This window comes from Streptomyces sp. Isolate_45 (assembly GCF_024721315.2).
Lineage (GTDB): Bacteria > Actinomycetota > Actinomycetes > Streptomycetales > Streptomycetaceae > Streptomyces.
In genome coordinates this window covers 43,910-58,274 of the sequence record NZ_JANFAK020000043.1, presented here as the reverse complement: position 1 = coordinate 58,274, position 14,365 = coordinate 43,910, and the positions used below count along the sequence as shown (strand labels likewise).

Sequence of the window (14,365 nt, the reverse complement as noted above, 5' to 3'; positions counted from 1 at the left end):
GCCCCGGCCACCGGCGTGCGGGAGGGCGTCGGCGAGGCTCCGGCGGTGCTCCCCGCAGGCCCCGCCTGCGCCGAAGGCCCCTCCGGCCCCGCGGCGGCCAACACCGCCGCCACGACCACGGCGGCCGTCACCCCGGCGGCAGCCACCACGATCCCCCGCCGCCGATGCCGACCCCACCGCCCGCCCGCTGCTCCGGGGGCGGGTGCGGGATCGGGGGCGGGTGCGGGATCGGGGAGCGAGCCGGACGCGGTCCCGGAGGCGGGTTCGGACGCGGGCGCGGACTCGGACTCGGACTCGGACTCGGACTCGGTAACAGCAAAAGGCTCGGGAACGGGCTCGGGAACGGGCTCGGGAGCGGGCTCGGGAACGGCGTCCGGGACAGCCTCCGGATCGCCCCCCGGAACGCCCCGTCGGCCCGCCTCCTCGGCGCTCGGCGCAGCCGCTCGGTCCCTCACCGGACCGGACGCCGGCTCGGGCTCCGGTAGCTCCTCCGTCGCGCGCACGGTGTCCGGCCGCTCCCCGGACGCCGCCCCGGGCGCGGGGTCGTCCGCGACCTCCTCGGGCCGCGCCTCCGGGACCCGGCCGGGCGCCGCCACCGGCGCCGCGTCCGCGTCCTCGCCGGCCGGCGCCACAGGCACCGGCGACCGGCGGCGGGCGTCCGCCAGGAGCCAGGCCCGGTGGAGTTCCACCGCCTCCGCGCCCGTCGCCCCGCAGGCCCGCGCGAAGCGGTCCACCGCGGCGAACTCCGCGGGCACCGCCTCCCCGTTGCAGTACCGGTGCAGGGTCGACGTACTGGTGTGCAGCCGTCGGGCCAGCAGCCCGTAGCTCACCCCCGCGCGTTCCTTCAGTTCCCGCATCAGCCGCGCGAACGCCTCCGTCTCGGCCGGCCCCTTCACCGGCCGTTCCGCCTCGCCCACAGCACTCCCCCCGTCCCGTGACTCCGTTCCACCCGGGGGATGTTCCCCCAGGTGACGGTATGTACGGCCGTTCCAGTGTCCCGGATCCGGCGGGTTCCCTGGCCTGACGACCCGCAACGGGGGAAGGCTGTTGTCGCAGACGACCTTCAACCGCACTTCGTACGGGGAGAACACCGTGTTCCGACGCTCCACCTCCGCCATGGCCACCGCGGTCCTCGCGGCCGCCGCCGCCCTGCTCCTGACCACCTCGACGACCGCGACGGCCGCCGTGGCCGCGCCCGGCTTCCTCAACGGGACCGACCTGCCGCCGCACGCCTCCTCCCCCTGGTTCGCGGGGAAGGTGACCAAGGGGCTGCCGGAGAACGCGCCGTTCTGTCTGGAGGGGGTCCTTCCGGCGGCCGGCAGCTGGCACCGCACCTTCGGCACCGAGTTCGACACCGGCGCCGCGCAGATCTCCGTACGGACCGCCTCGAACACCGCCGCCGCCAAGCTCGTGACGACCCTGGAGCGCAAGGTCGCGGCCTGCGCCGCCGACTGGCTGCGCGCGACCCCGGGCGGGACGGCCTCCTGGCAGGACTACGGGAAGATCGCCGTGGAGGAGGGCGCCCACGTCTACGGGGTCCACGCCTCCGTTCCGGAGTCCGAGCCGGGCGTGCACCTCTTCGGCATCGGGCGGGACGGTGCCACGGTGACCGTCGTGAACTGGGGGCAGATGGGATACCTGACGGACGCCCCCGTCCCCGCCTTCAAGAAGACGACCACGACGGCCGTCAAGAAGCTCAACCCGTAGTCGCGCGGTCCGGAAGTCCAGGGCGCCCGGAAGCCCGCGAGTTTCCGTGGTCCCGATAGGCCCGGGGGGGGGGAAGGGGGGATCGCAGCCCCGTCCCCCGGGTGGGACCATGGATCCGAGGGATCCGCCGCGCCCGTGCGGGGCCGGGCAGGCGATCCGGGGCCGAGTCGACGCGGGACGAGGCGATGGGCATGCGTTCCGGTAACGAGCCGGTGACCGCCCGCAGTCCGCTGCGGCTGCGGTTCTGGCTGAGCTTGTGGGGGCTGATCTGGGCCGCTGCCGGGACGGTCGCGTTCTCGCTGGGCGGCCGGCCCGGCTGGGCGGCCGCCTGCGGGGTCGTGGCCCTGCTGGCGGCCGTGGACCTGGTGATCGTGACCCGGCACATCCGGCAGGGCCCGCACTACCAGCCCGGCCGTGACGTCCCCCCGTACGAACCTCCGCGCATCCGCTAGGGCCTGTCATCGACCACGGGTCGTCGACCAGGGCCTGTCGTCGACTACGGGTTGTCGTCGAACCGTGCCGCCGCCAGGTACTCGGGCTGCGGGTCGAGGGCGGCGGCCAGCCGGAAGTGTCGGCGGGCCTGCTCGCGCCGCCCGGAACGTTCGTGGGTACGGGCGAGGGCGTAGTGGGCGAAGGCGTTGTCCGGCTCCCGCTCCAGCACCAGCTCGAATTCCAGCTCGGCCGGCCGCAGCTGCGCCGCCGCGAAGAACGCGCGGGCGCGCAGCAGCCGGGCGGCGGTGTTCTCGGGGTGGGCGGCTATGACGGAGTCGAGGAGCTTGACCGCGCCGCGGGGGTCGCGTGCGGCCAGCAGCTGCTCGGCGGCCCGGAAGTCGATGACGTGCGTCTCGGGACTCGCGGAGCCGGAAGACCTCGGACCGGAGGGCTGGGACGGCGGCTGCGGGGGCGTGGTATCGGACACGGTGTCTTTCCTTCCCTCTACGGGCGCGTTCAACGCGCCCGACCGCTCGGGCTATTCCGCGCCCGCGCCGCTGCGCGCCGGTGCGGAACACCCCGCTGCCCCGTCGTGCTCAGGCCCCGGCGTCCCCGCCGGCCCGCTTCGTGAGCCGGTCCCACACCGTCCGCACCTGGGGTTCGAGCGCCTCCAGGGGCCCGTCGTTGTCGATGACGAGGGTGGCCACCGCGAGCCGCTGTTCCCGCGTGGCCTGGGCCGCCATCCGGGCCCGCGCGTCCTCCTCGGTCATGCCGCGCCGCGCCGTCAGCCGGGCCAGCTGCGTTTCGGGGGACGCGTCCACGACCACGACCAGGTCGTAGAGGGGGGCGAGGCCGTTCTCGGCGAGCAGCGGTACGTCGTGCACGACGATCGCGTCGGGTCCCGCCGCGCCCTCCAGCTCGGCGGAGCGGGCCCCTACCAGCGGGTGCACGATCGCGTTCAGGGTGCGGAGCTTGTCGGGGTCGCCGAACACGATGGCTCCCAGTGCGGGCCGGTCGAGTTCTCCGGCCGCGGTGAGCACGGACTCCCCGAAGGCCTCCACCACGGCCGCGAGGCCCGGCGTACCGGGCTCGACGACCTCCCGCGCGATCCGGTCGGCGTCGACGACCACTGCCCCGTACTCCGCCAGCAGCCGCGAGACCTCGCTCTTGCCGGCACCGATTCCGCCTGTCAGGCCCACTTTCAGCATGGTCAGCACCCTAGGCCCCGGCGGAAGGCCGCGGCCAGGCCCCCCGGCCCCCCGCGGCCCGTTCCGACGGCGACGGGCTACAGCTCTCCCTCGCGTTCCGCCAGGAACCGCTCGAACTCGCGGCCGATCTCGTCGGCCGAGGGGATCTCGGCCGGCTCGGCGATCATGTTGCCGCGTGTTTCGGCCCCGGCGGCGGCGTCGTACTGGTGCTCCAGGCCCTGGACGAGGGTGACGAGTTCCTCGTCCCCCTCGCGGATCTGCCGGTCGATCTCGGTCTGCGTACGGTGCGCCTCGGTCCGCAGGGCGTGCGCGACGGCGGGCAGGACCAGTCCGGTCGCGGCGGTGATCGCCTCCAGCGCGGTCAGGGCCGCGTCGGGGTACGGCGAGCGGGCGACGTAGTGCGGTACGTGCGCGGCGACGCCGAGGACGTCGTGCCCGGACTGGGCCAGGCGGAACTCGACGAGCGATTCCGCGCTGCCGGGTACCTGTGCCTCGTCGAAGGGGCTGCGGTGGCCGGGCATCAGGTCGGTCCGGTTGCCGTGCGGGGTGATGCCGACGGGCCGGGTGTGCGGGACGCCCATCGGGATGCCGTGGAAGTTGACGGAGAGCCTGACCCCGAGCCGCTCGATGATCTGTCGGACGGCGACCGCGAAACGCTCCCACTCCACGTCCGGCTCCGGGCCGGAGAACAGCAGGAAGGGCGCGCCGGTCGCGTCCTGGACGAGGCGGACCTCCAGGCGGGGTTCCTCGAACTCGGTCCAGTGGTCGCGCTGGAAGGTCAGCAGCGGCCGGCGGGCCCGGTAGTCCACGAGGCGGTCCGCGTCGAAGCGGGCAACCACCTGGTGGGGCAGGGTTTCCAGGAGCCGCTCGACGATCTGCTCACCGGCCTCGCCCGCGTCGATGTATCCCTCGAAGTGGTAGAGCATGACCAGTCCGGCCGAGTCCTGGGCCAGCGCCAGGTCGGCCACCGCCAGGCCCTTGGCGTCCCATTCGTACAAACCCTGTGGATCAAGCACTGTCACCATTCCTCCCTCGCCGCGTTCTCTGCCAAGAACGTCCAAGGTGCCGTCGGCATTCCCCAGTTGACGTCTTTCGCGGGATCGCGGCGCCGCGGGACGGCACTCGACGGGTGCGGACCCGCCCCGCGCGCGGGGCGGGCCGGGGGCCGGGAACGCGGAAAGGCCCGCCCCCCGAAGGGGACGGGCCTCGCCGTCGGTCTCAGCTCAACTCACACCGGAGTGTGATGCGCGCTGCGATCAGCTCTGGCCGCCGGCCAGCTTCTCGCGGAGCGCGGCCAGGGCCTCGTCGGACGCCAGGGCGCCCGAGGTCTCGTCCGACTCCGAGGAGTACGAACCACCGGAGAGGCTGGCGCCGCCACCGGTGTTGCCACCGGCGGCCGGGGCGGCAGCGCCCTCGGCAGCGGCGGCCTCGTCGGCCTCGCGGCTCTTGATGACCTGCGCCTGGTGCTGCTCGAAGCGGACCTGCGCCTCGGCGTACTGGCGCTCCCACGTCTCGCGCTGGGTGTCGAAGCCCTCGAGCCAGTCGTTGGTCTCGGGGTCGAAGCCCTCGGGGTAGATGTAGTTGCCCTGGTCGTCGTAGGACGCGGCCATGCCGTACAGGGTCGGGTCGAACTCGACCGACGCCGGGTCGGCACCGAAGGACTCGTTGGCCTGCTTCAGCGACAGCGAGATCCGGCGACGCTCGAGGTCGATGTCGATGACCTTGACGAAGATCTCGTCGTTGACCTGGACGACCTGCTCCGGGATCTCCACGTGGCGCTCGGCCAGCTCGGAGATGTGGACCAGACCCTCGATGCCCTCGTCCACGCGGACGAACGCACCGAACGGAACCAGCTTGGTGACCTTACCCGGGACGACCTGACCGATCTGGTGGGTCCGGGCGAACTGCTGCCACGGGTCTTCCTGCGTCGCCTTCAGCGACAGGGAGACACGCTCGCGGTCCATGTCGACGTCGAGGACCTCGACGGTGACTTCCTGACCGACCTCGACGACCTCGGACGGGTGGTCGATGTGCTTCCAGGACAGCTCGGAGACGTGCACGAGACCGTCGACGCCGCCCAGGTCCACGAAGGCACCGAAGTTGACGATCGAGGAGACGACGCCGGAGCGGACCTGACCCTTCTGCAGGGTGGTGAGGAACGTCTGGCGAACCTCGGACTGGGTCTGCTCGAGCCAGGCGCGGCGGGACAGGACCACGTTGTTGCGGTTCTTGTCCAGCTCGATGATCTTCGCCTCGAGCTCCTTGCCCACGTAGGGCTGGAGGTCGCGGACGCGACGCATCTCGACGAGAGAGGCCGGCAGGAAGCCACGGAGGCCGATGTCGAGGATGAGACCACCCTTGACGACCTCGATGACGGTACCGGTGACGATGCCGTCTTCTTCCTTGATCTTCTCGATCGTGCCCCAGGCACGCTCGTACTGAGCGCGCTTCTTGGACAGGATCAGACGGCCTTCCTTGTCCTCCTTCTGGAGAACCAGGGCCTCGATCTCGTCGCCGACCTTGACGACCTCGTTCGGGTCGACGTCGTGCTTGATCGAGAGCTCGCGGCTCGGGATCACGCCCTCCGTCTTGTAACCGATGTCGAGGAGAACCTCGTCCCGGTCCACCTTGACGATGACGCCGTCGACGATGTCGCCGTCGTTGAAGTACTTGATCGTCTCGTCGATCGCCGCGAGGAACGCGTCCGCGTCGCCGATGTCGTTGACCGCTACCTGCGGAGGGGTGGTGGCGGTGGTCTCGGTGCTGCTCGTCATGTGGGAAAGGGCTCCGGTTACGGACAGAAAGTCGTAGGTACTGCTACGCCGGGAGCCCTTATCGGCATCTGCCGAAGCCGGACAGCCAAGGAAGCCCGGATCCGCACGAGCGGGAGGGCCTCGAAAACCGAGGGGACATCAACAGAAGCAAGCGCAGCCTGCTAGGTCTGAGGAGCACAGGCTCGCAGCGCAACTTGTAGCATACGGGGGCAGCCGGACAGGGTCAATGCGCGAAGGCGCACACCCCGGGCAGATCACCGCACAACCGGCACAATTCGGGGGCACAGAAGCCCCGGTGGGCAGTCCACATGGATTTCCCGAGCCATCCGCAGACTACGACGACGGGCCCCATGAACCAAGAGTCCTACGACAAACCCGCCCCCGAAGACGGCTACGGGGCGGACGGGGCCGCCGAGGACGACGCGCAGGCCACCCGGCGTGACGCGGGGGACGCGGAGAGCAGCCGCGCGAACCGTGGCTGGTGGGACCGCAACGCCGACGAGTACCAGAGCGACCACGGCGCGTTCCTCGGCGACGACCGCTTCGTCTGGGGACCCGAGGGGCTGGACGAGGCGGAGGCGGCCCTCCTCGGCCCCGCGGACTCCCTCAACGGCAAGGACGTCCTGGAGATCGGCGCCGGCGCCGCCCAGTGCTCCCGCTGGCTGGCCGCCCGGGGCGCCCGCCCGGTGGCGCTCGACCTCTCGCACCGCCAGCTCCAGCACGCCCTGCGCATCGGCGGCTCCGATCTGCCGGCGGTCCGGCTCGTCGAGGCGGACGCCGGGCGGCTCCCCTTCCGCGACGGCTCGTTCGACCTGGCCTGCTCCGCCTACGGCGCGGTCCCCTTCGTCGCCGACCCGGTGAACGTGATGCGCGAGGTCCGTCGGGTCCTGCGTCCGGGCGGCCGCTGGGTCTTCTCCGTCACCCATCCCATTCGCTGGGCCTTCCCCGACGAGCCCGGCCCCGAGGGGCTGTCCGTCGCGGCCTCCTACTTCGACCGGACCCCGTACGTGGAGCAGGACGAGGACGGCGACGCCGTCTACGTCGAGCACCACCGCACGATCGGGGACCGGGTCCGGGACGTGGTCGCGGGCGGGTTCCGCCTGGTGGACCTCGTCGAGCCGGAATGGCCCGAATGGAACGACCAGGAGTGGGGCGGCTGGTCCCCGCTGCGCGGCAACCTGATCCCGGGGACCGCGATCTTCGTGTGCGAGAGGGACTGACCCCCTTGATCCGCCAGGCCGACCTCGACGCCCTTCCCGTACGGGAGGCCCTGCCCGCCCTCGTCTCCGCGCTGGACGCCGACGGCACGGCCGTGCTGTGCGCCCCGCCCGGTACCGGCAAGACCACGCTGGTGCCGCTTGTGCTGGCCGGGCTGGTCGGCGGCGGACCGCGGCGCCGGGTCGTGGTGGCCGAGCCGCGCCGGATCGCCGCCCGGGCGGCGGCGCGGCGGATGGCCTGGCTGCTGGGCGAGCGGCCGGGCGGGTCGGTGGGCTTCACCGTGCGCGGCGAGCGGGTCGTGGGCCCGGGGACCGTGGTGGAGGTGGTGACCACGGGCGTGCTGCTGCAGCGTCTCCAGCGGGACCAGGAACTGGCCGGCACGGACGTGGTGGTCCTGGACGAGTGCCACGAGCGGCACCTGGACGCCGACACCGTCGCCGCGTTCCTCCTGGACGTGCGCGCGACCCTGCGCCCGGAGCTGCGCCTGGTCGCGGCGTCGGCGACGACGGACGCGGCGGGCTGGGCGCGGCTGCTGGGCGACGCCCCGGTGGTGGAGGCCGCCGGGATCGCGTACCCGGTGGAGACGGTGTGGGCGCCGCCGGCGCGGCCGGTGCGGCCGCCGCACGGGATGCGGGTGGATCCGGCGCAGCTGGCGCACGTGGCGTCGGTGGTGCGACGGGCTCTGGCGGAGCGTTCCGGCGACGTGTTGTGCTTCCTGCCGGGGGTGGGCGAGATCGCCCGGGTCGCCGGACAGCTGGGCGGGGTCGACGCGGAGGTGCTCCAGGTCCACGGCCGGGCCCCGGCGGCCGTCCAGGACGCGGCGCTGACCGCGGCGGACCATCGCCGGGTGATCCTTTCGACCTCGGTGGCGGAGTCGAGCCTGACGGTGCCCGGCGTACGGGTGGTCGTGGACTCCGGGCTGGCGCGCGAGCCCCGGGTGGACCACGCGCGGGGGCTGGGCGCGCTGACGACCGTACGGGCGTCCCGCGCGTCGGGCCGCCAGCGGGCGGGCCGGGCCGGGCGCGAGGCGCCGGGCGTGGTGTACCGGTGCTGGGAGCGGGCCGAGGACTCCCGGCTGCCGCCCTTCCCCTCGCCCGAGATCCGGATCGCGGACCTGGCGCAGTTCGCGCTGCAGGCGGCCTGCTGGGGCGACCCCGACGCGTCGGGGTTGGCGTTGCTGGACCCGCCGCCGGCCGGGGCCATGGCCGCGGCGCGGGAGGTGCTGCTCGCCGTCGGGGCGGTCGACGACTCCGGCAGGCCGGCCGCGCGCGGACTGCGGATGGCGCGGCTGGGGCTGCACCCGCGGCTGGCGCGCGCCCTGCTGGACGGTGCGGCCGCGCTGGGCACCCGCCGGGCGGCCGAGCTGGTGGCTCTGCTCAGCGAGGAACCGCCGCGGGAGTACGGGGACGACCTGGCCGCCGCCTGGCGGGCGGCCCGGCGGGGCGGCGACGGGTACGCGGCGCGCTGGCGCGCGGAGTGCCGCCGCCTGGAGCGCGCGGCGGGAGCCCCCGACGCCGCCGGGAAGGACGCCCCGGTCAGGGCGGTCCTCTCCGATGACGGGGCCGCCGGACTGGTGGCCGCCCTGGCCTTCCCCGAGCGGGTCGCCGCGGCCAAGGGGGGCGGGGCCTTCCTGATGGCTTCCGGGACGGGAGCCGAGGTGGGGGACGGGTCGGTGCTGCGCGGCGCGCCCTGGCTGGCGGTCGCGGTCGCCGACCGGGCGGCGCACGCCACGTCCGCCCGGGTGCGGCTCGCCGCCGTCATCGACGAGGAGACGGCACGTGCCGCCTGCGGGCACCTGCTGGGCGCTGGTGACGAGGTGCGCTGGGAGGCCGGCGACGTGGTCGCCCGCTCCGTCGAACGGCTCGGCGCGATCGAGCTCACGGTCCGCCCGCTGCGCGCCCCGGGCCCGGACCTCGTACGGGCCGCCCTGCTGGACGGGCTGGCCGCGGAGGGGCTCGGGTTGCTGCGCTGGTCCGAGGACGCGCGGGCGCTGCGGGCCCGGCTGGGTTTCCTGCACCGCGCGCTGGGCGGGGGCTGGCCCGACGTCGCCGACGACGCGGTCCTGCTGGAGCGGGCCGACGACTGGCTGGAGCCGGAGCTGTCCCGGGCGCGCCGGCGGGCCGACCTGGGGCGGATCGACGCCGGGCAGGCCCTGAAGCGGCTGCTGCCGTGGGCGACCGGGGAGGCGGGGCGGCTGGACGAGCTGGCTCCCGAGCGGCTCCCGGTGCCGAGCGGTTCGCGGATCCGGGTCGACTACTCCGGCGAGCAGCCCGTGCTGGCGGTGAAGCTCCAGGAACTGTTCGGGCTGGCGGAGACGCCCCGGGTGGCGGGGGTTCCCGTACTGGTCCACCTGCTGTCGCCGGCCGGGCGGCCCGCCGCGGTGACCGCCGACCTCGCCTCCTTCTGGCAGGGCGGCTACCGGGCGGTTCGGGCCGAGCTGCGCGGCCGGTATCCGAAGCACCCGTGGCCGGAGGACCCGGCGACCGCCGAGCCCACCCGGCACACCAATGCCCGGCTCAGGCGCTGACCGGCTCCCGGGGGTGCGGGTCGGGCTCCCGTACGCGGCGGCCGCGGGCCTCCAGCCAGAGGGCGGCGGCGAGGAGGCCGAGGGCACCGATGGCGAGTCCGCCGGGTGCGTAGGTGTGCAGCGCGAGGACCTTCGTACGGTTCGACTTGACGAGGTCGAGGGTGTGCTCGGCGTAGTCCGGGCGCATCTTGACGTGCCCGGCGAAGGCGGTCAGCTTCCCGTCGGGGCCGCTCGCCGCGATCCCGCCGCGCATCTCCTGTTGGATGACCTGTTCGGCGTTGACGGGTGCGCCGGTGACCGGGTCGACCCAGAACATCGCCTTGACCGTGTACCAGAGGCTGGTTCCGGTGGTCTGCTCGATGGTGGCCGGGTCGATGCCCTCGATGGGCATCTTCTTCGGCATGGGGACCTTGGTCCACGGGACGGTCTGCTCGAAGTAGTAGACCTCCATGCCCCGGTAGGTGCGCGGCCCGACGTAGTGGATGGGCGAGGACGTGCGGGTCTGCGCGTCGAAGTAGAGGTAGTCGCGGGGCTCGGTGAAGAAGGGCCACTTGAACTCGATGCCCTCGCGCTTGACCGGGTCGCCGTCGACCATCTCGCCGGTGGCGTGCACCGGGTCCTGGGTGTGGGCGTCGAAGATGTAGCGCTCGGGGATCTGCGAGACCATCTTCCCGTCGGGTCCGATGATGTAGGACAGCGCGTCCCAGACGACGACGTCCTTGCCCGCGTCGGCCTCGATCTCCTCGGAGGCCTCGACGTTGCCCTTGAGGGTCTGGACGATGGTGACCTTGTCCACCTTCTTGGGCTTCATGCCGTCGTTGTAGTCGATGAGGGTGGCGTCCTTCGCCTCCAGGACCACCTCCTGGTACTGGTTGGGCGGGATCTTGGCGAGCCGCGGGTACGCGTACCAGCGCAGCAGGGGTGCGAGGGCCGCGCAGAACACGGCGAGGGCAAGCAGGACGAGGCTCGCTCTGCGTCGCATGCCGGGCCTCCTCTACTTTCCGGGCGCGGGGGGCGCGGTGGTGAGCAGCGGCTTGGGCGAGGTCCGGCCCTCCGGCGCCCCTGCCGCCGTGATGGCGAGGACGACGGCGAGCGCGGCGGCCAGCCCGATGGCGGCGGCGACGAGAGCGCGCATGCCGGGGCCTCCGAAATCTGATAGGGCGTCAGAGATGGGGCACCGTAGCAACGCGGGGGCGAGATGAGAACCGTCTCGCGCGGTGATCGCGGGGATCGCGGGAAGCGGGGCGAGCGGCCGCGGTCCGCGCCGGAGCGGGAGCCGCGGCCCGCTCCCTCAGTCGCTGACGTCCTCGGCGCGGGTGACCGCGGGGCCGAGCCCCGGCGGTACGTGCGCGGCGACGAGGGCGACGGCCTCCTCGGCTGTGTCGGCCCAGCCGAGCACGCCGTTGCTGCGGGCCAGACGGACCCGGAACCGCCCGTCGGGCAGCGGGTCCACGGCCGGAACCCGCACGAGGTACGGGAACTCGGTGCAGCTGCTGAGGTTCAGGCTGTGGTGGCTGGTGAAGGGGTGCAGCTGCCGCAACAGGGGTTCCGCGTACGCGGCTTCCAACAGGGGGACGATCGGCGGGTACGGCCGATCGGGGCGGCTCTCCAACTGGTGGTCGCGCATGGCCCGCCAACTGAGCAGCAGCCGTTGCCAGCTCACCTCGACGAACTCCGCCGGTCCGAGCAGGCGCGCGGCGGCCAGGTCGGGGAGGACGGGCCGGGGCAGGAGGGGTCTTTTTTCGGCCACGGGGACGTCAACGTTGTCGTTCATCGCGCCAGTCTGGCGCCGGACACCGGCCCTGACCAGGGGTGGCGGGCAGGCGAGTATCCGCCACCGGGAACGAAGCCCGCGGGCCGGGCGGGGGGCGGCGCGAAGCCGGTTGCGCCCGCCCGCCTCCGCCGGTGCGACGGCATACGGGGACGCCGGCGCGGCCGACGCCACGGTGGTCCGCGAACTCCTCGCGCGCGCAACGGCGTTCGCGGTGCGGGCGGCGACGCCGGGGCGGCTTCGGCCCGGCGTCGCCGCGCATGCCGTTGTCCCCGCCGGGCCTACGGGGTGCTGCTGGGGCTCGCCGCCGGCGCCGTGGCCGGCCGGCCCGGGGCGGTGGGGCTCGGAGTGGAGGTGCCGGGCCGGGTACTGGGGGTGGAGCTCGGGGTGGGCTCGGGGGTGGATGTGCCCGTCGGGGTGGGGGTCGGCGTGGGGGTGGGAGTCGGCGTCGGCGTCGGCGTCGGCGTAGGAGTCGGGGTGGGTGTAGGAGTCGGCGTCGGCGTCGGCGTCGGGGTGGGTGTAGGAGTCGGCGTCGGCGTCGGGGTGGGTGTAGGAGTCGGCGTCGGCGTCGGCGTCGGCGTCGGCGTCGGCGTCGGGGTGGGTGTAGGAGTCGGCGTGGGGGTCGGGGTGGGTGTAGGAGTCGGGGTCGGCTTGGGCGTCGGCTTCGGGCTCGGCTTCGGCGCCGGGGGTGTCACCGGTCCCGGCGTCGGCTTCGTGCCCGGCTGACCCACCGGGGTTCCCGCACCGGCTCCGGTTCCGCCACCCGTACCCGTACCCGTACCTCCGCCCGTACCTCCGCCCGTACCTCCGCCCGTACCCGCTGCGGGGCCCGTGCCGTCCGGGACCTCGTGCGTGCCCGCGAGGTAGTACGCGAACCAGGACCGCACCGTCCGCAGGTACTCGGTGGACTGGTTGTAGGAGAGCACGGCCCGGTCCAGGTCCGCCGGGGTCCGCAGGTCCCGGGTGCCCGCGCACAGGTAGCGGCCGGCGGCCAGCGCAGCGTCGTGGATGTTGTTCGGGTTGCGCCGCCCGTCGCCGTCGGCGTCCTGGCCCCAGGACGCCCAGGTGGAGGGGATGAACTGCATCGGGCCGACGGCCCGGTCGTAGCGGGGGTCGCCGTCGTAGGCCCCGCCGTCGGTGTCGGAGATGTTCGCGAAGCCGTTGCCGTTGAGGACGGGGCCGAGGATCGGGCGCAGCGTGGTCCCCGCGGCGTCGACCCGGCCGCCGCCCGCCTGCCCGGACTCGACCTTGCCGATGGCGGCGAGGAGTTGCCAGCGCAGCCCGCACCCGGGGTCGCTCCCGCCGACCTTCTGCTCGGCCCGCCGGTACGCGGCGAGCACGCTCGCCGGTATCCCCTTCGCGCCCTCCGGGGCGGTCACCGGCTCGGTGCGCGGGGTGTCGGCCGCGGCGGGCGCCACCGTCGGGGCGGGGTCGGGGGTCGGTGCGGCGGCCGGGGTCGCCCCGTCCACCGGGAGTACGACGGCGGGCGGTTCGGGGCTCAGCAGGGGCGGCAGTTCGGTGAAGTAGGTGGAGTCGCCGCCGGCTCCGGCGACGGTCGGGGCGGGCTGTGCGCTGCCCTCTCCCGCGGCGGCCATCCGGCCGGCGCTCCCGCCGTTCGGGCCCTGTGAGCCGGTCACCGCGGCCACGACCAGCGCCGAGATCACCGCGGCGAAACCGCCCCTGCGCAGCCTGCGTCCGATTATTCGAGCCGACATGAGCCGGACCCCTCCCCTAGACGTCCGCGTGACCCTACGTCAACTCCCTTCACGGGGCACGAACCGCGGCTCGGATTTCACGACATCCCCACGTCCTGCGCAGGTCACGCATACTGTCCCGACGTCCGCACCGAGGAGAAGCACCGTGCCGTTCACTCTCAGCCACGCGGCTGCCGTACTTCCGGCCGTTCGCCGGACCGGGCGGGCCCGGGGGCCCCTGGTGGCCTCGGCACTGGTTCTGGGGTCCTTCGCGCCGGACACCTTCTACTTCATGGACGCGGTCGTCGAGGGCGTGATGGCGTACGGCGCCTTCACGCATTCCCTGCTGGGCGTCATCACCGTGGACGCCCTGCTGACCGCCGCCCTCGCGGCGTGCTGGGTGCTGCTGCGCGAGCCGCTGATCGCGCTGCTGCCCCGCCGCCGGCAGGGCCGTGTCCACGCCTTCGTGCGCGGCGAGCGCTGGCGGGGGCGGCGGCCGTCCTCGCTCGTCCTGTGGTTCTACGTCTCGGCGGTGGTCGGTTCCCTCACGCACGTCGTGTGGGACAGCTTCACCCACCTGGACCGCTGGGGCACGAACGCGCTGCCGGAGCTGGGCGAACCGTTCGCGTTCGGGCTGCCGCTCTACTCGTACGTCCAGTACGGCTCTTCCGCGCTCGCCGCCTGCGTCCTGTTCCGGTTCGTGACGACCGGTCTGCGGCGGCTGCCGGACGGGCCCGCTCCGGCGTCGGTGCCGGCGCTCGGCCGTGCGGAGTTCCTGGGCACCCTCGCGTTGTTCGCCGTGTGCGTGACGGTGGGGGTCACGATGCGGGTGATCCGCTGGTACACGTTCTTCGACCGGATCGACAGTCCGCTCGACATCATCCCGACCGTCTGTTTCGGCGCGGGCGGCGGCCTCGCCGTGGCCCTGCTGCTGTACGGGGTCCTCTTCCGGTTGCGCCACCGCCACGCCGGCGACCGCCGCCCCGACCACGAGGAGCCCACGCCCGCCGGCGCCCGCCGGGCCTGACGTACGG

Annotated in this window: 14 protein-coding genes; 5 read left to right on the top strand and 9 right to left on the bottom strand. The window is 73.8% G+C overall.

The window, feature by feature from the left end:
• A partial coding sequence (locus NOD94_RS16620) for a helix-turn-helix transcriptional regulator (RefSeq protein ID WP_281206713.1) occupies positions 1–896 on the bottom strand: 896 nt, incomplete at its 3' end.
• Between the two features lie 151 nt (positions 897–1,047).
• On the opposite strand from NOD94_RS16620, the gene NOD94_RS16615 reads away from it, so the two are divergent.
• Positions 1,048–1,707, top strand: a complete 660-nt coding sequence (locus tag NOD94_RS16615; RefSeq protein ID WP_281206712.1) for a hypothetical protein — start codon at positions 1,048–1,050, stop codon at positions 1,705–1,707.
• A gap of 191 nt (positions 1,708–1,898) precedes the next feature.
• On the top strand, positions 1,899–2,159 hold the full coding sequence (locus NOD94_RS16610) for a DUF6343 family protein (RefSeq protein ID WP_281206711.1): 261 nt from the start codon (positions 1,899–1,901) through the stop codon (positions 2,157–2,159).
• 44 nt (positions 2,160–2,203) lie between these two features.
• Here the strand turns inward: NOD94_RS16610 and NOD94_RS16605 are convergent, their stop codons facing one another.
• From NOD94_RS16605 to rpsA, 4 genes are all read right to left on the bottom strand, one after another.
• Complete coding sequence (locus NOD94_RS16605; protein WP_281206716.1) at positions 2,204–2,542, bottom strand: tetratricopeptide repeat protein; 339 nt, start codon at positions 2,540–2,542, stop codon at positions 2,204–2,206.
• A gap of 193 nt (positions 2,543–2,735) precedes the next feature.
• Positions 2,736–3,347, bottom strand: coding sequence for a dephospho-CoA kinase (gene coaE, locus NOD94_RS16600; protein ID WP_281206710.1), 612 nt, complete (start codon positions 3,345–3,347; stop codon positions 2,736–2,738).
• Between the two features lie 77 nt (positions 3,348–3,424).
• Entirely contained in the window at positions 3,425–4,363 is a 939-nt protein-coding gene (locus tag NOD94_RS16595; RefSeq protein ID WP_281206709.1) for a PAC2 family protein, read from the bottom strand.
• A 240-nt stretch (positions 4,364–4,603) separates the two neighbouring features.
• On the bottom strand, positions 4,604–6,121 hold the full coding sequence (gene rpsA, locus NOD94_RS16590; protein WP_281206708.1) for a 30S ribosomal protein S1: 1,518 nt from the start codon (positions 6,119–6,121) through the stop codon (positions 4,604–4,606).
• 350 nt (positions 6,122–6,471) lie between these two features.
• Here rpsA and NOD94_RS16585 point away from each other — a divergent pair, with 350 nt between their 5' ends.
• Together NOD94_RS16585 and hrpB are read left to right on the top strand one after the other, a co-directional pair.
• Positions 6,472–7,341, top strand: coding sequence for a class I SAM-dependent methyltransferase (locus tag NOD94_RS16585; protein ID WP_281206707.1), 870 nt, complete (start codon positions 6,472–6,474; stop codon positions 7,339–7,341).
• Positions 7,342–7,346: 5 nt separating this feature from the next.
• Positions 7,347–9,866, top strand: coding sequence for an ATP-dependent helicase HrpB (gene hrpB, locus NOD94_RS16580; RefSeq protein WP_281206706.1), 2,520 nt, complete (start codon positions 7,347–7,349; stop codon positions 9,864–9,866).
• On the opposite strand, the gene NOD94_RS16575 is transcribed toward hrpB, so the two are convergent.
• The 4 genes from NOD94_RS16575 to NOD94_RS16560 form a co-directional block, all read right to left on the bottom strand.
• Complete coding sequence (locus NOD94_RS16575; RefSeq protein ID WP_281206705.1) at positions 9,856–10,848, bottom strand: DUF3068 domain-containing protein; 993 nt, start codon at positions 10,846–10,848, stop codon at positions 9,856–9,858. The two genes, hrpB and NOD94_RS16575, sit on opposite strands and share 11 nt — an antisense overlap.
• A gap of 12 nt (positions 10,849–10,860) precedes the next feature.
• The gene (locus NOD94_RS16570; RefSeq protein WP_281206704.1) at positions 10,861–11,001 is read right to left on the bottom strand and encodes an SPW_0924 family protein; all 141 of its coding nucleotides are present in this window, start codon (positions 10,999–11,001) and stop codon (positions 10,861–10,863) included.
• A gap of 156 nt (positions 11,002–11,157) precedes the next feature.
• Positions 11,158–11,640: a DUF6193 family natural product biosynthesis protein gene (locus NOD94_RS16565; RefSeq protein ID WP_281206703.1), complete on the bottom strand. Its 483-nt coding sequence runs from the start codon at positions 11,638–11,640 to the stop codon at positions 11,158–11,160.
• A 278-nt stretch (positions 11,641–11,918) separates the two neighbouring features.
• Positions 11,919–13,352: a lytic transglycosylase domain-containing protein gene (locus NOD94_RS16560; RefSeq protein WP_281206702.1), complete on the bottom strand. Its 1,434-nt coding sequence runs from the start codon at positions 13,350–13,352 to the stop codon at positions 11,919–11,921.
• A 145-nt stretch (positions 13,353–13,497) separates the two neighbouring features.
• On the opposite strand from NOD94_RS16560, the gene NOD94_RS16555 reads away from it, so the two are divergent.
• The gene (locus NOD94_RS16555) at positions 13,498–14,358 is read left to right on the top strand and encodes a DUF4184 family protein (RefSeq protein ID WP_281206701.1); all 861 of its coding nucleotides are present in this window, start codon (positions 13,498–13,500) and stop codon (positions 14,356–14,358) included.
• Positions 14,359–14,365: the final 7 nt, after the last annotated feature.